Consider the following 20,789-nt stretch of genomic DNA (forward strand, 5'->3'; position numbering starts at 1 on the left):
CAGGCTCTTAAAATATCTTGATACCTGCCTACCGGCAGGCAGGCTTGATCCCATACTTGATAAATAAAATATGAACACCAATAACCTAAAAATAGCGTGGAGAACGGCTTGGAAATCCAAGCTGTTTACCTTGCTTAACATTTTAGGACTGGCAATTGGCTTCGCCGGCTTCATTTTAGCCTATGCCTACATCCATCGAGAAAACAGCTACGATAGGTGGAACCCCAACTACGATAACATCTATCTTATCGGTTTAATCAACAAAGATAACCTATCTGATCTTACACCTGCAGCACTTGCGCCTGCACTGAAAGCTGCAGTTCCTGAAATAGAAAGCGCCGGCCGCGTCGCTAGAGCTCCTTTTGAAATTCCCTTTATTTCGGAGAATGATATGTTTTATATCAAGAACTGGTTGGGCGCCGATCGAACAATAGCGGATATTTTCGCTATTCAGCTTGAAGGTTTATCTATCACTAATTCTCCGGAAAAATCAATCGGATTATTGTCGGCCGAGGTAGGTAAAAAGCTTTTCCCTAATGAAAAGCAAGCAGCTTTCAAGGCGCCCAAGATCGTATCCTTAATGAACGAGCAGAGCGGTTTTACAGAGAACATACATGGCATTAGCAAACCTCGCCTTTTGTCAAATTTTGAATACGATTACATTGCTTTTAAAGAGGACATCGCACAAGGGAAAGGAGATGGTGATAATAATGTTTATCAAACCTATATACTTGTAAGGCCAGGAACCAGGATAGAGGAGCTCACCGCTAAAATCAATACCATCTACCATAATACAATAGCTAAACAAAGAGAAATTAAAGGATCAATACGCGCTGAAGCCAACATTTACCTTGATCCCCTAAAAAATTTGCATCTGCGTCCAAGGATCGGTTCCGATACAGGATACAAGATCGTCTGGGCGCTGGGTGTTCTTTCTTCAGTGATCTTACTATTGGCCTGCATGAACTTTGCCAATTTAATGTTGGTACAAGCACAGAGAAGATTTAAAGAAATCGGTATGAAGAAAGTCTTTGGTGTAACCCGAAAACGTTTGGCTCTTCAGTTTCTGTTGGAAGTATTTGCACAATGTCTCATAGCTGCTGTTATTGCCTGCCTTTTGATCAGTATCAGCTGGAACACCATGATTACTTTTTTTAGGTACGATTTTTCTTCTTTCGATTTCAATATGAGCGTAATTGGTCAACTGGGCACGGCCGTTCTTCTAGCTACGCTACTATCAGGTATATATCCTGCCTACATCTTATCCGGTTATCATCCTATTAACATCATTAAGGGTCAATTCCATAATGGACAACGGGCTTTTAGCTTAAGAAGTGCCTTGCTCATGTTTCAATTTATTATCGCTTTTATTTTTATCAGTGCGATGCTCGTCATTAATAAGCAAATGAACTATATGGAAAAAAGTGATAAAGGGTTTAGTGTCGATCAAGTCGTACATATTAAAAATCTTACCCTTTTCAACAAACCTGCTCAATTCGCCTCTATTAGAAACCAAATGAAAGCCATTCCGGGTATCGAGGAAGTCACTGTGGTAACAAACTACCCCGGTGGGCCGGCACCAAGCAATGAAGCATTTACTTACAGCGATAAAACATATTCATTAGATCATGTAGGTGTTGATTTTGATTATTTCGAAACTTTGGGTATGAATCTGCTATCAGGCAGAACTTTCTCCTCATCCCTTCTGTCGGATACGACGCAATCCATCGTAGTAAATGAGTCGGCAGCACGACGCTTGGGAATAAAGCAACCGAACGGCGAAAAAATCAGTATCTGTGATCAGACTTACACGATCATAGGCATCGTAAAGGATAGCAAAATGCAAGGTTTCGAACAGCTTATCAAGCCAACAGCTTACACGCTACAAACGAAGTGCGGTTATCCGAATCATCCCTTTAAGTGTGATATTTTAGTGAAAGTAAACGGACATAGCATCCGCTCAACGATGGAAACGTTGAAAAAACAATGGCCATCCATCAATAAACTGGACGGAAAGTACCTTATTTACGACTTTCTGGATCAGCAGTATGCTGCACTCTACGCTAAACAAGAACAACTCCGCCAAGCTTTTACGGCGTTTTCAACTTTGGTCATGATTGTGGCGCTATTAGGCCTATTTAGCATGTCGGCCTTTACAATCAGTCTGCGCGAAAAAGAAGTAAGTATACGGAGAGTTTTAGGCGCCAATACGCGACAGCTCTTCCTTTTACTCAATAAACCGTTCCTTCAGTTAATAGGTATGGCAATTTTGGTAGCTACACCTCTTGCTTGGTGGTGCACAAGTCAATGGTTAGATGGTTTTGCCTATCGCATTCATTTATCTTGGCATATTTTCGCTGTAGGCGCCGTATTGACTCTGCTTTTAGCGTCCATTACGATTAGTTATCAGGCGATCAAGGTTTCTATTGTTAACCCAGCTGATACCTTAAAAGACGAATGAAATTGTCGAGCTTAAAGGAGAATCTTATAAAGATTAAGAATCAGCGGTGTTTTTTGATTTTTAATGTTTTGTTTATTTTAATGTACCAATGAACTTGGCTTTTTACTTTTAATTTTTATTTTTTAATCTAAAAAAACGATGATTCAACTGAGCAATATTTTCAAGTGGTATAATGTGGGCGGCAACCGTTCATTTGTGTTAAAAGATATCAATCTTACTATCAGTGAAGGTGAGTTTGTATCGATTATGGGGCCTTCCGGTTCAGGAAAGTCTACCTTATTACACGTTTTGGGGCTCCTGGATGAACCGGATGAAGGCAGCTATCAATTCCTTGGACAAGAAGTGCTACGATTAAAGGAGAAACAACGCTCCGCACTTTACAAAGAGCATATTGGCTTTGTATTTCAAGCCTACCATTTGATTGACGAGCTAACTGTTTATGAGAATATCGAAACACCGCTCATTTATAAAAACCTAAAGGGTAGCGAGCGCAAAGCAATCGTGGCAGACCTAATAGACCGATTTGGAATCGTCGGCAAGAAAGATCTCTTCCCTTCTCAATTATCAGGCGGACAACAGCAACTCGTTGGCATTGCCCGTGCACTCGCTACTACCCCTAAATTATTATTGGCCGATGAACCAACCGGCAACCTAAATTCCAAGCAAGGAGAAGAAATTATGGATTTATTTAAGCAGCTGAACGAAGAAGATGGTGTAACGATCATACAGGTTACACACTCAGAGAAAAACGCCGAGTACGGCAATCGAATTATCGAGCTTTTGGATGGCCAGATTGTGAAATAATGCTAATACCGCTCCAGTAAATCTGCATAGGCTTTCAACGCATGGTGCACAAAAACATTTTTCCCCGTGTCCGGATATACCTTATAATACGTTGAGTCGGGCTGGAGAACAATAGGGACTCCAGCTCGCATATAATTCATCGTTTCCGCATAAGCGGGCTCTTTCAATTGTGGTAATGTTTTCTGAGTTTGTTTAAAAAGTGTTTTGCCTAAGTACTTCTCAAAATTCCGTCTAGATTTCTTACTTGATTTATCGAGCTTGTTAAAGGCGTGCTTAAGATACCATCGAACGTAGAAAGGCTTCTGTTTTTTTAATCCCTGATCAATGTTTTGAAAGGGATTTAGCCGATTAAAATCTGCCAAGGTTTGTAGTGAGAAAGGCGTTTCAGGAACCCAATCCAATGCATTTACGATGGTGAATCCCCAACCACCCCTTGTAATGAAATCATAATCATATGCATAGTATAGATTCCCCGGTTTAGGAGCCGCACTGCAATAGGTTTTGATAAGTAAATCCGCAGGTAATTGCTTCTCTTCCCGTTGATATCGAAGGTAAGACGTGAGCAAAAAGGCCAACGCCCCACCTTGACTATGTCCCATAATCAATAGCTGTTTCGTTCCTTTTTGATATTGTTCCTTAATCTGATGTACGATATCAGGTGCCATGGAAGCGATTCCGATGGTCCAACCGGCATGAACTGCCGCCTTCGGATCCTTCGAAAAAACGTAATCAAATTGGGTGCTATCATTCAATTGCAATACGCCTTTCGCGGGTACCATTGCTGAATAAAAATTTTCTAACCAGCTTACGGGGTCATTAATCGTTCCTCGGATAGAAACTGCCATTATTTGTTTATCACGACTGAGCCAAAGGTCCCATCGATTCTTTAAGCCCGCCTCTTTTGATCGATAAATGCGCTCATAATTCATAGGAGGCTCCAAATAATTGGGCCCCGGTTTAAGTGTATCGCCTTGTGAAGAAGAAATCTTTAGTAAAGTAAGATACTCTTGTTTATCAAACCCAGGCTTTAAGCTTTGCGCACGGAGGAGTCCAATATGTACGTTCAGTAGAAGCCAAATGGCAATAAAATATCGCTTCATATCTTGTTTTCTCTTTATGGAAACGCTACTAAATCTATAAAGTTTTATTCGCTTTTGTTTATCTTGCGGAAAAAATTACGTATTCCTAAAACATCCGAGGTCCAACCATCACTATGAGGAAATTATTGAAAAGTCTGTATTTTCAGGTTATTATAGCGATCATTATTGGTGTATTAATTGGTCATTATTATCCAAAAGTAGGCGAATCACTTAAACCGCTCGGAGATGGCTTCATCAAGCTCGTAAAGATGATTATTGCGCCGCTCATTTTCTGTACGGTGGTATTGGGCATTGCCGGCATGCAGAACGTGAAGAAGGTAGGGAAAGTGGGACTAACGGCCATTATTTATTTCGAGGTAATGACCAGCATTGCGTTGCTTTTGGGGATGGCGATCGTAAACATTTTACAACCCGGTACTGGGATGAACATTGATCCCGCGTCCTTGGATACTTCCTCGGTAGAAAGCTATATCACGGAAAGCAAACACCAGGATAGTCTTAAGGATTTTTTGTTGCATATCATACCGGATAATGTCATTGGTGCTCTTGCCCAAGGAGATTTGCTGCAGGTGCTCTTTTTCGCAATCTTGCTTGGTTTTGGCTTATCGAAAATCGGAAAAGCAGCAGAACCGGTGATGACCGTTTTGCAATCCTTTCTGAACGGAATATTTGCCGTGATTAAGATCATTATGCGTGCGGCACCTATAGGCGCTTTGGGAGCAATGGGTTTTACTATTGGTAAATACGGCTTGAACTCCTTAACGCAGCTAGGCATGCTTATGCTCTGCTTTTATCTTACTTGTCTTATTTTTATCTTTCTGATTATCGGAGCAGTCCTTTACTTTAACGGCTTTAGCGTTTGGAAAGTCTTAAAATACATTAAAGAAGAGTTATTGATTGTTTTGGGGACCTCCTCTTCTGAGTCTGCGCTACCCGGCATTATGCAGAAATTAGAGCGGGCAGGCTGTTCAAAACCCGTTGTGGGCTTGGTTATTCCAACAGGCTATTCCTTTAATTTAGACGGTACCTCAATATACTTAACCATGGCAGCAATTTTCATTGCGCAGGCACTTAATATGCACATGAACTTCAATCAACAATTAACCCTTTTATTGGTTCTTTTACTCACTTCAAAAGGGGCCGCCGGTGTAACGGGCAGCGGATTTATCATCCTAGCCGCAACGCTTCCAATGGTTGGTCATGTTCCCGTCGAGTCCGTTGCGCTGGTTTTTGGGATCGATCGTTTTATGAGCGAAGCCAGAGCGCTAACCAATATTATAGGCAACACGGCGGCAACGCTCGTTATTGCAAAATGGGAAAAAGAAATTGATCTTGAGCAAGCAGTAGAGATACAACGATAGGGTGTCCAGCCATTAGCACTGTCCGAAAACGGACACCCAATGCCCGTTTCCGAACGTAAAGCATCATCCCGCTTTTAATAACAGCTTGTAAATAAAACAGATAAGTTTTTGGCTTATCCTGTGTATTCTTTTGGCATAAGAAATTTTGCATGAACACACTTAAAAGAGCGATATTATTTTTTCTATATATACTCCCGTTAATTACGCATGGTCAAGACTCGGTTAAAACACACTACAATCTAGAAGAATGTATCGCACTGGCGCTCAAAAACAATGCGGAGGCACAGAAAAGTGCTAACAGCAGCCAAGCTGCTTCATTAGATTTGAAACAAGCTAAAGCGGCCTTATTGCCTACGCTCAGTGGAAGCTTCGATCACAATATTAACACAGGTTTTTCAACAGACCCCATAACAAACGCGATTGTTTCTGAAAATATAACATCGGGAAATCAGCGGCTGAATACAAACATGGTTTTATTCAACGGCCTCAATTTGCTTAGAACCATTCGACAACAGGCCTTCGCTTATAAAGCTACCCAAATGGATGAGCAGCGGATAAAAGATAACCTAACGATGGACGTGATCCTCGCGTACTTGCAGGTCATTACAGCAAAAGATGCGCTGGAGCAGTATAAACAACAACGAGATGTCACCAAAAAACAACTGGAACGTTTAGCCATTCTAAATAGGGACGGAGCAGTTGCTCCGGGAGAATATTATGATGTAAAGGGACAGTTTTCCGGTGATCAAATTACAGTATTAACTGGTGAAAATACGCTTAGAACAAATGTAATCGTGCTGACACGCTTATTAAATATCCCTTATAGCCAAGCGCTTTCATTTGAACCGATTAATCAACTACCTGATGTTTCCAGTGCGTCATTAAGTCAAGAGGCCCTTTATGAAAGAGCCGCTGCTTCACTTGGAACTTTAAAGGCGGCCCAATTCTGGAAAGAGAGCGCTGAATATCAACTGAAAGCGACTCGTTCTTTATATTTTCCAACATTATCCCTCGGGGCCAACCTAACTAGTCGATACTCAAACGCTGACGAAAACAGAGGGACCTACATGGATCAAATTCAGGACAATTTAGGAAAGGGCGCGGGATTGACCTTGAGCATCCCTATTCTAGATGGCTTTAGAAGAAGAATTAATGTCTCCAGGGCCAAACTTGAATTAAGAAACGCGGAGATTGATCTTGAGAACACAGAGAATAATTTACAACAGCAAACAGCACAGGTGTTGATCAATTTACAGACAGCCAAAGAAAAATACCTGGAAATCCGTGAGCAAGTAGAAGCTTACAAAGAGTCCTTCCGCGTGGCGGAAGTTCGTTTCGAAGCGGGGGACATTAATTCAGTTGAATTCCTTCTTCAAAAAACAAAATATGATCAAGCGAATATCAGTTTAGTGGTAGCTCAATATGAATGGCAACTGAGACAGCGTATTGCGAACTACTATAACGGTCAGCGCTAAGCAAGGATCAAGCAAAATCAGCTCATGCTATCAGGCTAAGCAAAAAAATTTATAAATTGCGGATGTTATGGGCAATATTGATTTTAGCTTTTTCAACATCCGCCTACTGGATGTAATTGATATCTTTTTGGTAGCTATCATCATCTATTACATTTATAACCTCATCAGGGGAACCATTGCGGTAAATATCCTGATCGGACTGTTCATTATCTATTTAGCCTATTTAGTGGTAAAGCAATCGCAAATGCGCTTGCTTACCGAAATATTTGGTGGCTTTATCAGTGTCGGTTCCATTGCATTAATTGTTGTGTTCCAGCAGGAAATAAGGCGATTTTTAATTCATATCGGAAAGAACATCAGCTTTAGACGAAATAAAAAACTTTGGTCACTTTTCCTGGGAAAGAAAGAGATCGAAAAAGACAATACCGCTCGATTAAAACCTATTATTGATGCTTGTAGGAGTATGTCTAAATCACGGACCGGTGCGCTGATCGTTTTCTCTAAATTTTTTGATGAGGAATACTATCAGAATAGCGGCGAATTTATAGATGCCGAAATTTCAAAACGCTTATTAGAAAGCATTTTTCAAAAAAACAGTCCACTACACGACGGAGCCCTGGTAATCGTGGATTTTAGAATCAAAACAGCCAGTTGTATCCTACCTTTATCCGATAGCGAAGACCTTCCGCTCCAATTTGGCCTGCGGCACCGCGCCGGTATTGGCGTTACCGAAATGAGTGATGCGGTTGCGGTTATTGTGTCTGAAGAAACGGGCGAGATTTCATATGCCAAACAAGGAAATGTTAATATGAATATTACGCATGACGAACTTGAACGTCTTTTAAATGAGGATGTGTAGCTTCGTCGCAGACCCGCCCTGTTAACAAAAAAAAGCCCTCAAATTCTTTTGAGAGCCTACAAATAAGATAATTATTGGTTCTTAGCAGTACTCGTTGAAAGCAGCTACCAAGTTGTCTGCGATCATCTGCGCAGGTCTGCCTTCAATGTGATGCCTTTCAATCATATGCACTAATTTACCATCTTTGAATAAAGCCATTGATGGCGAGGACGGTGGATAAGGTAACATATAGTTCCTTGCCTTATCTACTGCATCTTTCTCCATGCCCGCAAAAACGGTTACTATCTTCGCAGGTTTCTTCTCGTTTTGAATAGCAGCCTTAGCTGCCGGACGAGCATTTGCTGCCGCACAGCCACATACTGAATTTACGACAACAAAAACAGTTCCCTCACTATTAATCGCCGCATCAACTTCTTCAGGCGTTTTAAGTTCCTCAAAGCCTACAGCAGTCAACTCTTTGCGCATAGGCTCAACCAAATATTCTGGATACATCTTTTCCTTTTTTATGTTTATATAATAAAGCAAAGATACTAGATATGAACCGGATGGGCAATACAGCTATTTCAACATAATGTCAGATTATATACTCGGGGACAAGCAGGTAGTTACTTCTCCGAATCTATCTTTTTCTGATCTGACCTTGCTTTAAATTCTGCTTCTACTTTTGCCTGGAATGCTTCAGAACGCCGTGCTAATGCAGCTGCTTTTTTTGCAAGCGCTTCCTGCTTTGCTTTAAATTCAGGTGTTTCAAATTGCTTTTGAAAAACTTCAGCCCGCTTGCTTAAATCGTTCGACCTCTTTTCGAGGGCTTCTCTTTTTGCCTTTACTTCGGGGCCATTCATTTTCTCTTCAATTTGTTTAGAAAGGTCTTCCAGTTTCCTGCTCTTCTCTTCCATTTCCTTTTCTTTCTGCTTCCACTCATTTGATTTAAAATAGGTGGAATCGTGGCCCCCTATCGCACGAAGCCCCATCTCTTGTGCTTGTTCTTGTACATCTTTCATAGCTGCTTTCCACTCTGGAGAGTTAAAAAGCTCGGTCGTGCTCAGCTGCGCTAGTTCCGCTGCATTTTGGCTCAGCTCTTTTTGAAAAGTCATCCATTCGGGCGTCTCAAATTGCTTCGCTACTACTTCCCCTATTTCTTTGCCATTAGCTTCAATCTCTCGCTGCAAGGTTTTCCACTCAGGAGAAGAGAATAACTTTACCACACTTTCAGTTACTTTTAATTCGTCCAAGGTATCTGGTTTCGATGGGGGTGCCAAGGGTGCTGTCGGTGCAAGAGGCGCTAAGGGAGGAAGAGGCTCCAATGTTTCCGCAGAAGGACGACGAGGAATAATGGGCAAAGGCGGTGCAGGACGATCTGCTTCTGCCAATACAGGAGGTTTAGGCGGATGCGGTACAGTGTCATTAGCGGGACTGACCCAAGCCAAGCCTAAGGCTCCTGCAATTAAAAGTGCCATTGCGCTCAATTTATGGCGTGTATTTAATGTTGTAGTTTTCATAATGGTTATTCTTTTAATTCGTTGAAGAAGATGTTCTTTATTGTTAAAGGCCCCTAAAGCTAGAGACGGTGAATTTTTCGTGCGAGCACTTTCAAGAGATAGCAAGGCATAAGCATATACCATAGCATCTCCTCCGTAATTAAGCACTTCGTCATCGCAGGTATATTCTCTCTCCTTTTCGAGCATTCTACATAATATTCGTACAAAAGGATTAAAGAACAAAATTGCTTCAACCAAACATTTTAACATGTTAAGCACATAATCATTTCTACGGATATGACTAAGCTCATGAATGAGTATGGTTTCTACTTGTTTAAGGTCAAGAGCTGATAATGCCGCTATTGGAAATAAAATAAGGGGCTTGAAATATCCAATAACTGTTGGAATCTCTACCTTTGCGGAAAGGTAAAAACCAACCTTTTTCCGTATACCCATCGTTTCATTGAGGCGGGTAAATATCCTTTCCCAAGGTTCCGGGACACCCCCTTTCTCTGCCCTTCTTAATTGGATAATCCCCAAGTACCCAACCATTAAAACCGTGAATTGTATACACACCCCTAGTATATAGAAAAGGCTCATATACGGAAAGTAGCGTTCTAATATCAATAAACTATCGCTATTTCCATTGGCCACCGAAACAGCGATTCCTTCTAATGAAACCGGGAGCTGCGTCTTACCAATTGCTGTAGAGCCGGGCAGGTAACTGATGAAGGTTCCAATGAAAGCAAACAGCAATACACCTAAAAAGGTAAATAAGAGATTTACTTTTTCCTTTGCTGATAAATAAAAAACAGACACCAACACATAGGCCATCCCCGCTAATAAGGCGCCTTGCCACAACGAGTGCAGCAGACTCCAACCAAGTGCGTAAATTAAGGGTGCTAAGTTCATTTTCTTTATTTTTTATTTTCCAAATCGTTTAACAACTGCCGTATTTTCGCTAACTCGGAATTGCTCGCACGATGGTTTCCAAGCGCCTGCATAACCAAACGTGTTGCAGAGCCATCAAATAAATCCTTTATAAATTTATTGACCAACTGTTGTTCCGCAACATCCCTGCTTACCGCAGCCCGATAAACGTGAGTCTTATTACTTTCATCGCGTGCCACCAGTCCTTTCGTATGCATAATTTGCATAAATTTTAAAATAGTGGTATATCCGACATCTTTATCGGAAGCAAATTGTTCATGCACCTGCCTAACGGTACAATCGCCCCGCTCCCACAGAATCTTTAAGATTTCCAATTCACTTTCCGTTGGTTTTATCGTTTTCATTAGCCTCCTGGTTTTCGCTCGCAATCGTTGTCTATAATATATACCTTATCATTACGAAGTATTTCGTAGGTAAATATACGAAGAGTTTCGTATATCCAAAATTATTTAGGATATTTTAACAGATTGCGCTCACTTTTCCTGTCGTCTTGATGCGTACCTTTATTTTGATAGCCACAAAGCGTATATGTAATATTACCTATTGCCAACACAATTCCTCCTAAATAGTTAGTAACTTTGCAGAATATTAAACATAGAAATGCATGCTCCATAAAGGAGTTTTGTCAGATCATTAACAATTTATATCAATAAACTATGTCATCAGTAGAGACAACGTATGTGCCCTATAAGGTTAAAGATATTAGCTTAGCAGCATGGGGGCGTAAAGAAATCGAATTAGCAGAAGCCGAAATGCCCGGTTTAATGGCTCTGCGTGAAGAATACGGAGCATCAAAACCTTTAGCGGGCGCTCGTATCGCCGGTTGTTTACACATGACGATCCAGACCGCTGTTTTAATCGAAACGCTAGTTGCTTTAGGAGCGGAAGTCAGTTGGTCATCCTGCAATATCTTTTCCACACAAGATCATGCCGCCGCCGCTATTGCTGCCGCAGGTATTTCAGTATATGCATGGAAAGGCTTAACGGCCGAAGAGTTCGATTGGTGTATTGAGCAAACGTTGTTCTTTGGTGAAGAGCGAAAACCGCTCAATATGATATTGGACGATGGTGGGGATCTTACCAATATGGTATTCGATAAATACCCGGAATTAATCAAAGGTATCAGAGGTTTATCGGAAGAAACGACTACCGGGGTACATCGCTTATACGAGCGCATGAAAAAGGGAACGCTTCATTTACCGGCTATCAATGTGAATGATTCGGTGACCAAATCGAAATTCGACAATAAATATGGATGTCGTGAATCTTTAGTTGACGCAATCCGGAGAGCTACTGACTTGATGTTGGCAGGAAAAGTCGCTGTTGTTGCTGGCTATGGTGATGTGGGCAAGGGATCTGCAGAATCATTGAGCAGCGCAGGTGTACGGGTTATTGTAACTGAAATAGATCCAATCTGTGCTTTGCAGGCCGCAATGGAAGGTTATGAAGTAAAAAAATTCGCGAACGCCGTTAAAGAGGCGGATATTATTGTTACTACCACCGGTAATAAAGATATTGTTCGCGCAGAACACTTTCCGCTAATGAAGGATAAAGCAGTTGTATGTAATATCGGACATTTTGATAACGAAATTGATGTTGCTTGGTTAAATAAGAACTATGGTCACACCAAGATCGAAATAAAGCCACAGGTTGATAAATATACGATTGACGGAAAAGACATTATTCTCTTGGCAGAGGGCAGATTGGTTAACTTAGGTTGCGCAACGGGCCATCCTTCGTTTGTGATGAGTAACTCATTCACCAATCAAACGCTCGCACAAATTGAACTGTGGGCGAATACGGCTCAATATGAAAACAAGGTTTACACCTTGCCCAAACATTTGGATGAAAAAGTTGCCCGCCTACATTTAGCTAAAATCGGTGTAGAGTTGGATGAACTTAACGAAGAACAGGCCGCCTATATCGGTGTATCGGTGGAAGGTCCCTATAAGCCAGATCATTATAGATATTAAGTAAAAAAGGAGCTGAGCTCCTTTTTTACTTTTCTCCTTTTAGTATATCATAAACATTTGCCAAGTAGGCAGATTCCGTTAATACTTCTTTTATATCTTCCCACTCGTCTTCTGTAAATGCTAGGCTAATTTCGTCTGCGGCAGAGTGCATCAGTAACCGATGTTCTCCATCAGGGAAACAGATCGAACGTTGTTGAAATACGTACTTTTTGATGTGCGCCAAAAATAAATAAAACTCCTGCTGTTTAAAATTCAACAGAATGTTGTTATGCCAAATAAAAAACATACCACATTCGGTACACTGACTAACCGTTGCTCTGTTTGATTGACATAATATTCTCGTATTACACATATATTTGGCTTATTGTGCCTGCTTTAGCCATGCCTTAAGCATGGCTAAACAGGACTTTTCGAAATATTCAAACTGTTCTCGTTCTTTTGAATACACAAATATATGTTTATTTTTAATCATTCTAAATAACAATTAGCTTGTGACATTGAGATTACAAATCCGGGCTGTAGAAGTAGAAGAGCGTTTTAGCTCGTAGCCTTGTATTTGAAAGCAACATTCTCTATGTTTGTCTAATAGTCTATTATATCATGACAAAGCTTTCAGTTAATATAAATAAAGTAGCTACCTTGCGGAACAGCCGTGGGGGCAACAATCCCAATGTACTACAAGTAGCGCTGGATTGCGAAAAATTTGGTGCACAGGGAATCACCGTGCATCCTCGCCCCGACGAAAGGCATATACGCTATCAGGATGTTTATGATCTAAAGGCCGCTATTACAACAGAGTTTAATATTGAAGGAAATTGTAGGGAGAAAAAATTTGTTGACTTGGTACTTGCCAATAAGCCAACCCAGGTAACACTCGTTCCTGACGAACAGGGACAAATAACCTCTAATCACGGATGGGATACTATAGCCAATCAATCTTACCTGAAAGAGATGTCAGCACTCTTTAAAGACGCTGGGATACGGGTTTCGATCTTTGTAGATCCGGATCCCAAAATGGTAGAAGCAGCAGCGAGTACCGGTACAGACCGTATTGAATTATATACAGAAGCTTACGCTACCAATTATTACAAAAATCCCGCGGAGGCCGTTCAACCTTATGCGGAGGCAGCGAAGCTCGCACATGAATTGGGTTTAGGACTAAATGCCGGGCATGACCTCGATTTGCATAATCTGCAATACTTTCGCAGCCAAATTCCGCACCTCTTGGAAGTAAGCATCGGACATGCTCTTATAGCAGATGCGCTCTATCTAGGTTTGGAAGAAACCATTAAGCGCTATAGAGCCCAATTGAGCTAGAAAGGTATAAGGCAGAAGGTTTAAGGAAATACCCTACGCCGTAAAGCCTTATACCTTACCACCTTTCTTAGTATTGTTCCAAGGCAGAGAAAAAGAAACTTCCCTCAATAGCTGCATTTTCATCTGAATCAGATCCATGTACCGCATTTGCCTCGATGGATTTAGCATATTTATTTCGAATGGTTCCGGCCTCCGCTTTACTTGGATCAGTTGCACCAATCAATTTCCGAAAATCTTCCACGGCATTCTCTTTCTCCAAAATAGCTGCTACGATGGGCCCGGAACTCATAAAAGCCACCAAATCTTTGTAAAAAGGGCGTTCTTTATGTACGGCATAAAAAGCGCCTGCAGTTCCACCTGTTAAGTGCGTATACTTCATTGCAACAATCTTGAACCCTGCTTCGACAATGTCGTTTAAAATTGCCCCGATATAGCCATTGTTAACTGCATCGGGTTTGATCATGGTAAAAGTTCTATTAGTAGCCATCTATTTAAATTCTAATTTTTGCAAAAATAAGCTTTTATGTCCACTTTGTTTCCTTATTTCAAATATTGTCCATATATATGTAAGTACGAATTTTTCTTTTGAATATCTAAGAAAAAAATTAATAGCTTTGCAATCTTTAAAACACTGCATGTTAACGATTACCACGCTGAAACAAATATTAGCCGAACCCAAAAGTATAGTTATAACAACTCACTATAAGCCTGATGGAGACGCTTTAGGATCGTCTTTGGCTATGTTGTTGTGGCTAAAAGCCCATGGACATCAAGCGCGCCTAATTGTACCATCAGATTATCCATCCTTCTTAGCATGGATGCCCCACCAGGAAGAGGCAATCATTTATACAGAAAACAAAGCACTCGCAGATAAGCTGATCGCAGCGTCTGATTTAATTTTTTGCTTGGATTTTAACGGTCTTGCGCGTACACATGACATGCAGCCTATTTTAAGTACAAGCCAGGCCACAAAAGTGATGATTGATCATCATTTGGATCCGGAAGGCTTTGACCAATTCAGACATTGGAACCCCGAATCAGCCGCAACGGCTTACCTAGTATATGATTTTATTGTTAATCTGCTGGATGACCGATCGTCGATCACACCGGAAATTGCAACTTGCTTGTATACCGGTATTATGACTGATACAGGTTCCTTTCGTTTCCAATCTACTACCGTAGAAGTGCACTTGGCGATAGCCGACCTGATTTCTTTGGGCGCAAAGAACGCCGAAATACATGAGCGGGTATACAATAGCTCTTCAGAAAATAGATTGAAGTTTTTAGGCTTTTGTTTACTCAATCGCTTGGTGGTACTCCATGAATACAATACCGCCTATTTCGCCATAACAAAAGAGGATTTAACCCGTTTTAATATCGTCACAGGCGATACAGAGGGTTTGGTCAATTACGCCCTGTCCATTAGTGGCATAAAGCTCGCCGCCCTTATCATTGATCGTACCTATCAAATCAAATTATCCCTACGTTCTGTTGGGACCTTTCCTGCAAACGAAATTTGTGCTAAATATTTCAACGGTGGAGGGCATCGCAATGCGGCCGGCGGTCATGATGATCATCCTTTAGAGCGGGTGGTTGAAAAATTTAAAGCAGTTCTTCCCGCTTATAAGGAACAACTTATGGATAATTAACAATATGTACAGAACTATACAGAAAATTTAAAACAGTAAAAGAAAGCAAATAATGAAAAGAACATCCCTTATTTTAGGTTTGGCAGCTTTAACAGGATTGGGAGCTACGTCATGCCAAAGTTTCAAAGACGGTGCAGGTGGCATGCAATATAAAATTGTAAAAGAAGAGGGAAAAACTAAAATCAAAGAAGGTGATTTTATTTCCCTTGGTGCAGTAATCTCTACCGAAAACGACTCGGTTCTCAATAGCAGCTATGAAATGGAGCAACCTTTCTATTTGGCAGCACAGAAATCTATGTATCCCGGCGACATCTTCACGGCTTTATCCATGTTGGGAGAAGGAGACAGTGCCGTGTTCAGATTGAATATTGATACCATGGTAGCAAAAACGGGCCAACCTCGTCCTCCATTTAAAGGACAATACATTGTACATACGTTCAAGATCAACAAAGTCATCCCTAAAGGAACGCTTACAGACAGTGTCTTCAACCAGGAGGTAGAAAAATATATTGCCCAAGATCGCGAAAAAGCAAAGAACGCGGAAGCAGGAAAGATCGAAAACTATATTAAGAAAAACGATCTTGAAGTCAAGACGACAAGCTCAGGCCTCAAATACTCGATCGAAAAAGAAGGAACCGGTAACAAACCAAATGTAGGCGATACCGTTGTCGTACATTATACCGGTAAGTTTTTGGGCGGAAAGATCTTCGATTCAAGCGTTAAAGAGGACGCAAAAAAAGGAAACGTATACAATCAAATGCGCGAACCATACGATCCGATTCGTATTCCGATCGGTGTAGGAGCCGTTGTTCCGGGCTGGGATGAAGGATTAGCTTTATTATCTAAAGGTGCTAAAGCAACCTTGGTCTTGCCTTCAAAATTGGCTTATGGTGAGCATGGAAGCATGGGTATTCAACCTTACACGCCCCTGGCTTTCACCGTAGAAATTGTTGACATCGTTCCACAAAAAGCAAAACCGGCACCAACTGCCGCAGCACCGGACACACCCGCAACTGCTAAAAAATAATGATAAAGCCCGTCGCATTTCGATGGGCTTTTTTGTTTTTGTTCGGCTCATGACTGACCGTCTTTAAGTTTTTTTATATAAGTTTGCCCATATGCAACTTACCGACACCCATACGCATATTTACTATAATGAAGGAAGCGCATTAGAGGAACAGATCGTGCGTTGTAGGGAGAACAGCATTACCCGTTTATTTCTACCCAACGTGGATAATGAATCGATCGAAAAAGTTTTTCATGTAACAGATACGTACCCTGATATGTGTTATCCGATGTTGGGACTACATCCATGTAGTGTCAAGGATGACTTCAAGGAGGAGTTGGCTCTGATTGAAAAAGCACTATTAGCAAAATCAGTGGTAGCAATCGGTGAAATAGGCCTTGATCTTTATTGGGACAAATCAACACTTCCACAACAGCAAGAAGCTTTCCGAATACAGGTCGCTTGGGCAAAAGAACGTGGTCTCCCCATCGTTATTCATTGCCGTGAAGCCTTTGACGAGCAATTCGCTTTACTGGAGGAACTGAAGGACGACAAATTATTCGGGATCTTCCATTGCTTTACCGGCAGCTTGGAGCAGGCACAACATGCTATCTCCCTGGGCTTCTATTTAGGCATTGGGGGAGTTGTTACCTTTAAAAATGCGGGTCTCGATAAAGTAGTTGAACAGATAGACTTGAAGCATATCGTCCTCGAAACAGATGCGCCCTATTTGGCGCCCGTTCCCTTTCGCGGAAAACCAAATGAGAGTAGTTATCTTATCCACGTAGCACAGAAAGTTGCCGATTTACACGGCATAGCGATAGAGGAAGTAGCAAATATGACCACTCAAAACGCACTGCATGTTTTTGGAATGTAACTATTTCACTGCTACAAATAGGGTCTGATGGACGAGGAGAACCATACGCATTATATTGCATATACTTGTGTCCAAAGGAGCTCCAAAACGAATACTTGTGAAAAAAGACGATTTTATCTAAGTTTACAATGCCTTGAACCTGGGCAAAACGAGCTCTGTTAAGAGATGCAACGCTAATTTACATGAACAATATACTGATATTATACACTGGGGGAACAATAGGAATGGTTACTGATGAGACATCAGGAAGCTTTGTTCCTTTCAACTTCGAATTGATACATAAAAATGTACCTGAACTAAGTCGCCTAAACTATAACCTGTCTATTCACTCTTTTGATCCTATCATCGACTCGTCCAACATGCAACCGGCCATATGGGTGCAAATGGCGGAGCTTATTAAAGATAACTATGACTTATATGATGGCTTTGTAATCTTACATGGTTCGGATACGATGGCATTTTCTGCTTCCGCTTTAAGTTTTATGCTGGAAGGTTTGCAAAAACCGGTGATTTTTTCGGGTTCTCAGTTACCTATCGGCGAAATTAGAACCGATGCCCGCGAAAATTTGATTACAGCGCTGGAAATCGCTTCAGCGAAAAAGCATGGACGCTCCCTAATACAAGAAGTTTGCATCTATTTTGATAGTAAATTGTTTCGCGGGAATCGCTCCTTTAAATATAATTCGGCGAAATTCGAAGCTTTCCGGTCGCCAAACTACCCGGTTTTAGTCGAGGCAGGCGTGCACTTGAAATACAATCGCCCTGCATTGATGAATAATACCGGTAAAGATTTTATATTACATACCAGGATAGACAATTCGATATCAGTCCTCAAGTTATATCCGGGTATCAGTAAAGAAGTTGTTAAGGCCGTGCTGGAATCCAATGCACGTTCCGTTATTATGGAAACCTTTGGCTCCGGCAATACCACAACGGCTACTTGGTTTCTGGATATGCTTAGAGCAGCTATTCGCGATGGGAAGAATATTGTTAATATTTCACAATGTAAGGTAGGTTCTGTTGAATTAGGCCGATATGAAACCAGTCAATGGCTAAAGGAAATGGGCGTACTCAGTGGTTTTGATATGACTTTCGAAGCGGCGGTAACCAAGCTAATGTACCTTCAGGGCGAGTTTGAAAGCCAAAGTGAAGTGGCTCGGTGGGTAGAAGTGAATATCAGAGGAGAATTGACAGACTAATTTATGCGTTGAGTAGAGAAATGGAGAAAATAGTTGAGTAGGGAAATTGTTAAAGGATTACTTAACGACTTAACTACTCAACTACTTAACGACGCAACTACTCAACATTCCCCTCCAGGGCTAATAAGAACGCGTAATTCAAGGCAATATCTTTCAGATAATCAAATCTACCGGAAGCGCCTCCATGTCCAAAGTCCATCTCTGTTTTTAGTAATAATACGTTTTTATCCGTTTTCGTAGCCCGTAACTTTGCTACCCATTTTGCCGGTTCAAAATACTGAACCTGGCTATCGTGCAAGCCCGTAGTTACTAACATATTTGGATAAGCCTTTGCTTCTATGTTTTCGTAAGGCGAATAACTTTTCATATAAAAATAGGCCTCTTTATTCTTTGGATTTCCCCACTCATCAAACTCATTCGTAGTGAGCGGTATTGTTTCATCTAACATGGTGTTTACCACATCTACGAAAGGCACTTGTGCAATAATACCATTCCACAAATCCGGCGCCATGTTCATTACAGCCCCCATTAACAACCCGCCGGCACTTCCTCCCTGCGCATATAGATGTCCTTTGCTTGTGTACTGTTTATTAATAAGATATTTCCCGCAGCTAATAAAATCAGTGAAGGTATTTTTCTTTTTCATCATCTTCCCGTCTTCATACCATTGTCTTCCCATTTCTTGTCCCCCTCTAATATGAGCGATCGCAAAGACGAACCCTCGATCCAACAGACTCAAACGGGGGCTGCTAAAAGTTGGATCCATCGATGCCCCATAAGAGCCATATCCGTAAAGCAATAAAGGGGCGCTACCATTCCGTTCAAATCCCTTCTTGTAAACCAATGATATGGGAATGCGAACGCCGTCTTCTGCCTCTGCATAAAGTCGCTCGGTTACGTAAGCTTTCGAATCATAGCCTCCCAGTACCTCTTGCTGTTTTAAAAGCGTTTTTTTCTTCTCTACCATATCATAGTCGAATGTGGAAGAGGGAGTCGTCAGTGAGGTATATCCATAACGAACGATCGACGTATTATATTCCACATTTGCCTGTGTGTAGGCGGTATAGGCTGCCTCGCCAAAATCCAGGTAATGTTCTTCCCCGTTCCGGAGGCTCCTAATATTCAACTGCGTTAATCCATTCTTTCGCTCGGAAACGACTATAAAGTCCTTAAACTCGTCTATGCCCTCCAAAAGCACGTCCTTGCGATGCGGAATAACTTCTTTCCAATGTTCAATATCCGTCTTATCCAAGGGACACTCCATCACCTTGAAATTCAACGCGTCTCTATTAGTCAAGATTAAAAACCGGTCCTCTAAGGCAGTCACTTCATACAACACATCCTTCATTCGAGGCTGGAACACTTTAAACAAATCGCTTGGTTTATCTGCAGAGATAAATCTGGTTTCCGAACTGGTTGTTGCCCCCGAATAGATATAAATAAATTTGCCCGATTTAGCTCTGGCTACGCCTATGTAATTACTATTATCTTTCTCTTCATAAACAACCAGGTCCATACGCACATCGGTACCAAGCTCGTGTTTTTTTATCTTTTCAGTTAACAATGTCACCGGATTCTTCGCCGTATAAAAGAAGGTTTTGTTATCATTTGCCCACGCAACGGCACCGGTGGTTCCTTTAATCTCCTCCGTATAAAGCGCCCCGGTTTCCAGATTTTTAATAAATATTGTGTATTCTCTACGAGATACGGTGTCTACACCGAAAGCCATTAATTTATTGTCAGGGCTGATACTGAAGCCGGTTGCACTGAAGTAAGGATGTCCTTCTGCCATTTTATCAACATCCAATAAAATCTCTTCTGTTGCATCGAGCGATCCCTTTTTTCTGCAATACTTAAAGTATTGTTTGCCGTCTTCCGTTCTAGTATAATAAAAATACCCGTTTTTAAAATAAGGTACAGACTCATCCTTCTCTTTTATACGAGCCCGCATTTCTTTGAATAAGGTTTCCTGAAATTCTTTAGTACCCGACATCATGGTGTCGAGATAGGCATTTTCAGTATTCAAATAATCGATTACTTTCGTGCTATCAGGTCCTTTTTTAAAGTAATCAATCATCCAATAATAATTATCTACTACCGTATCGCCATGGATTGTTCTTTCGTGGGGAATCTTCTCTGCAACCGGTGCTTTTGAATCGGGCCACCGATATCCTTGTGTTTCTTGATTTTTCTCTCCGCAGGAGGCTAAAAGTGTTAATAATATCATGGGTATATGTTTCATGTTGGACAACGGAACTTACCAGTACTAAGATAAACAT

The 20,789-nt window shown here is 41.3% G+C and carries 18 protein-coding genes; 11 read left to right on the forward strand and 7 right to left on the reverse strand.

The features are described from left to right. Window positions 1–70 precede the first annotated feature (70 nt). Together ACH11B_RS06420 and ACH11B_RS06425 are read left to right on the forward strand one after the other, a co-directional pair. Window positions 71–2,461, forward strand: a complete 2,391-nt coding sequence (locus ACH11B_RS06420) for an ABC transporter permease (protein WP_130854682.1) — start codon at window positions 71–73, stop codon at window positions 2,459–2,461. 138 nt (window positions 2,462–2,599) lie between these two features. After that, entirely contained in the window at window positions 2,600–3,265 is a 666-nt protein-coding gene (locus ACH11B_RS06425) for an ABC transporter ATP-binding protein (RefSeq protein ID WP_013664523.1), read from the forward strand. A 2-nt stretch (window positions 3,266–3,267) separates the two neighbouring features. Here ACH11B_RS06425 and ACH11B_RS06430 read toward each other — a convergent pair whose 3' ends face one another. Then, window positions 3,268–4,365 (reverse strand): lipase family protein, encoded by a 1,098-nt coding sequence (locus ACH11B_RS06430; RefSeq protein WP_130854681.1) that lies wholly within the window; start codon window positions 4,363–4,365, stop codon window positions 3,268–3,270. Window positions 4,366–4,478: 113 nt separating this feature from the next. Here ACH11B_RS06430 and ACH11B_RS06435 point away from each other — a divergent pair, with 113 nt between their 5' ends. The 3 genes from ACH11B_RS06435 to cdaA all read left to right on the forward strand — a co-directional run bounded on the left by ACH11B_RS06435 (window position 4,479) and on the right by cdaA (window position 8,060). Beyond that, window positions 4,479–5,726, forward strand: a complete 1,248-nt coding sequence (locus tag ACH11B_RS06435; protein WP_013664524.1) for a dicarboxylate/amino acid:cation symporter — start codon at window positions 4,479–4,481, stop codon at window positions 5,724–5,726. Between the two features lie 149 nt (window positions 5,727–5,875). Then, window positions 5,876–7,201, forward strand: a complete 1,326-nt coding sequence (locus ACH11B_RS06440) for a TolC family protein (protein WP_130854680.1) — start codon at window positions 5,876–5,878, stop codon at window positions 7,199–7,201. 67 nt (window positions 7,202–7,268) lie between these two features. Beyond that, window positions 7,269–8,060: a diadenylate cyclase CdaA gene (gene cdaA, locus ACH11B_RS06445; protein WP_165446905.1), complete on the forward strand. Its 792-nt coding sequence runs from the start codon at window positions 7,269–7,271 to the stop codon at window positions 8,058–8,060. Window positions 8,061–8,141: 81 nt separating this feature from the next. On the opposite strand, the gene ACH11B_RS06450 is transcribed toward cdaA, so the two are convergent. From ACH11B_RS06450 to ACH11B_RS06460, 3 genes are all read right to left on the reverse strand, one after another. Beyond that, window positions 8,142–8,552: a BrxA/BrxB family bacilliredoxin gene (locus ACH11B_RS06450; RefSeq protein WP_013664527.1), complete on the reverse strand. Its 411-nt coding sequence runs from the start codon at window positions 8,550–8,552 to the stop codon at window positions 8,142–8,144. A 113-nt stretch (window positions 8,553–8,665) separates the two neighbouring features. Next, window positions 8,666–10,450, reverse strand: a complete 1,785-nt coding sequence (locus ACH11B_RS06455) for a M56 family metallopeptidase (protein WP_130854679.1) — start codon at window positions 10,448–10,450, stop codon at window positions 8,666–8,668. Between the two features lie 5 nt (window positions 10,451–10,455). Then, complete coding sequence (locus tag ACH11B_RS06460) at window positions 10,456–10,833, reverse strand: BlaI/MecI/CopY family transcriptional regulator (protein ID WP_013664529.1); 378 nt, start codon at window positions 10,831–10,833, stop codon at window positions 10,456–10,458. A gap of 312 nt (window positions 10,834–11,145) precedes the next feature. On the opposite strand from ACH11B_RS06460, the gene ahcY reads away from it, so the two are divergent. Then, window positions 11,146–12,462: an adenosylhomocysteinase gene (gene ahcY / locus ACH11B_RS06465; RefSeq protein WP_130854678.1), complete on the forward strand. Its 1,317-nt coding sequence runs from the start codon at window positions 11,146–11,148 to the stop codon at window positions 12,460–12,462. Between the two features lie 25 nt (window positions 12,463–12,487). Here ahcY and ACH11B_RS06470 read toward each other — a convergent pair whose 3' ends face one another. Further along, the gene (locus tag ACH11B_RS06470) at window positions 12,488–12,814 is read right to left on the reverse strand and encodes a DUF6686 family protein (protein ID WP_130854677.1); all 327 of its coding nucleotides are present in this window, start codon (window positions 12,812–12,814) and stop codon (window positions 12,488–12,490) included. A gap of 248 nt (window positions 12,815–13,062) precedes the next feature. On the opposite strand from ACH11B_RS06470, the gene ACH11B_RS06475 reads away from it, so the two are divergent. After that, window positions 13,063–13,779: a pyridoxine 5'-phosphate synthase gene (locus ACH11B_RS06475; protein WP_013664533.1), complete on the forward strand. Its 717-nt coding sequence runs from the start codon at window positions 13,063–13,065 to the stop codon at window positions 13,777–13,779. A gap of 67 nt (window positions 13,780–13,846) precedes the next feature. Here ACH11B_RS06475 and ACH11B_RS06480 read toward each other — a convergent pair whose 3' ends face one another. After that, window positions 13,847–14,266 carry a nucleoside-diphosphate kinase gene (locus tag ACH11B_RS06480; protein ID WP_013664534.1) on the reverse strand — a complete coding sequence of 140 codons (420 nt, stop codon included), beginning with the start codon at window positions 14,264–14,266 and terminating at the stop codon, window positions 13,847–13,849. 148 nt (window positions 14,267–14,414) lie between these two features. Here ACH11B_RS06480 and ACH11B_RS06485 point away from each other — a divergent pair, with 148 nt between their 5' ends. The 4 genes from ACH11B_RS06485 to ACH11B_RS06500 all read left to right on the forward strand — a co-directional run bounded on the left by ACH11B_RS06485 (window position 14,415) and on the right by ACH11B_RS06500 (window position 18,510). Then, window positions 14,415–15,428 carry a bifunctional oligoribonuclease/PAP phosphatase NrnA gene (locus ACH11B_RS06485; protein ID WP_130854676.1) on the forward strand — a complete coding sequence of 338 codons (1,014 nt, stop codon included), beginning with the start codon at window positions 14,415–14,417 and terminating at the stop codon, window positions 15,426–15,428. 52 nt (window positions 15,429–15,480) lie between these two features. Next, complete coding sequence (locus ACH11B_RS06490) at window positions 15,481–16,455, forward strand: FKBP-type peptidyl-prolyl cis-trans isomerase (RefSeq protein ID WP_130854675.1); 975 nt, start codon at window positions 15,481–15,483, stop codon at window positions 16,453–16,455. 91 nt (window positions 16,456–16,546) lie between these two features. Next, complete coding sequence (locus ACH11B_RS06495) at window positions 16,547–17,311, forward strand: TatD family hydrolase (protein ID WP_130854674.1); 765 nt, start codon at window positions 16,547–16,549, stop codon at window positions 17,309–17,311. Window positions 17,312–17,493: 182 nt separating this feature from the next. After that, the gene (locus ACH11B_RS06500) at window positions 17,494–18,510 is read left to right on the forward strand and encodes an asparaginase (protein WP_130854673.1); all 1,017 of its coding nucleotides are present in this window, start codon (window positions 17,494–17,496) and stop codon (window positions 18,508–18,510) included. A gap of 97 nt (window positions 18,511–18,607) precedes the next feature. Here the strand turns inward: ACH11B_RS06500 and ACH11B_RS06505 are convergent, their stop codons facing one another. Beyond that, complete coding sequence (locus ACH11B_RS06505; protein WP_130854672.1) at window positions 18,608–20,737, reverse strand: S9 family peptidase; 2,130 nt, start codon at window positions 20,735–20,737, stop codon at window positions 18,608–18,610. Window positions 20,738–20,789 lie beyond the last annotated feature (52 nt).

The organism is Olivibacter sp. EAT-5, assembly GCF_044784325.1.
GTDB classification, from domain to species: domain Bacteria; phylum Bacteroidota; class Bacteroidia; order Sphingobacteriales; family Sphingobacteriaceae; genus Olivibacter; species Olivibacter oleidegradans.

Coding starts and splice junctions, on each gene's coding strand:
- ACH11B_RS06420 (WP_130854682.1), top strand. CDS start 71: ATGAACACCAATAACCTAAAAATAGCGTGGAGAACGGCTTGGAAATCC.
- ACH11B_RS06425 (WP_013664523.1), top strand. CDS start 2,600: ATGATTCAACTGAGCAATATTTTCAAGTGGTATAATGTGGGCGGCAAC.
- ACH11B_RS06430 (WP_130854681.1), bottom strand. CDS start 4,365: ATGAAGCGATATTTTATTGCCATTTGGCTTCTACTGAACGTACATATT.
- ACH11B_RS06435 (WP_013664524.1), top strand. CDS start 4,479: ATGAGGAAATTATTGAAAAGTCTGTATTTTCAGGTTATTATAGCGATC.
- ACH11B_RS06440 (WP_130854680.1), top strand. CDS start 5,876: ATGAACACACTTAAAAGAGCGATATTATTTTTTCTATATATACTCCCG.
- cdaA (WP_165446905.1), top strand. CDS start 7,269: ATGGGCAATATTGATTTTAGCTTTTTCAACATCCGCCTACTGGATGTA.
- ACH11B_RS06450 (WP_013664527.1), bottom strand. CDS start 8,552: ATGTATCCAGAATATTTGGTTGAGCCTATGCGCAAAGAGTTGACTGCT.
- ACH11B_RS06455 (WP_130854679.1), bottom strand. CDS start 10,450: ATGAACTTAGCACCCTTAATTTACGCACTTGGTTGGAGTCTGCTGCAC.
- ACH11B_RS06460 (WP_013664529.1), bottom strand. CDS start 10,833: ATGAAAACGATAAAACCAACGGAAAGTGAATTGGAAATCTTAAAGATT.
- ahcY (WP_130854678.1), top strand. CDS start 11,146: ATGTCATCAGTAGAGACAACGTATGTGCCCTATAAGGTTAAAGATATT.
- ACH11B_RS06470 (WP_130854677.1), bottom strand. CDS start 12,814: ATGTGTAATACGAGAATATTATGTCAATCAAACAGAGCAACGGTTAGT.
- ACH11B_RS06475 (WP_013664533.1), top strand. CDS start 13,063: ATGACAAAGCTTTCAGTTAATATAAATAAAGTAGCTACCTTGCGGAAC.
- ACH11B_RS06480 (WP_013664534.1), bottom strand. CDS start 14,266: ATGGCTACTAATAGAACTTTTACCATGATCAAACCCGATGCAGTTAAC.
- ACH11B_RS06485 (WP_130854676.1), top strand. CDS start 14,415: ATGTTAACGATTACCACGCTGAAACAAATATTAGCCGAACCCAAAAGT.
- ACH11B_RS06490 (WP_130854675.1), top strand. CDS start 15,481: ATGAAAAGAACATCCCTTATTTTAGGTTTGGCAGCTTTAACAGGATTG.
- ACH11B_RS06495 (WP_130854674.1), top strand. CDS start 16,547: ATGCAACTTACCGACACCCATACGCATATTTACTATAATGAAGGAAGC.
- ACH11B_RS06500 (WP_130854673.1), top strand. CDS start 17,494: ATGAACAATATACTGATATTATACACTGGGGGAACAATAGGAATGGTT.
- ACH11B_RS06505 (WP_130854672.1), bottom strand. CDS start 20,737: ATGATATTATTAACACTTTTAGCCTCCTGCGGAGAGAAAAATCAAGAA.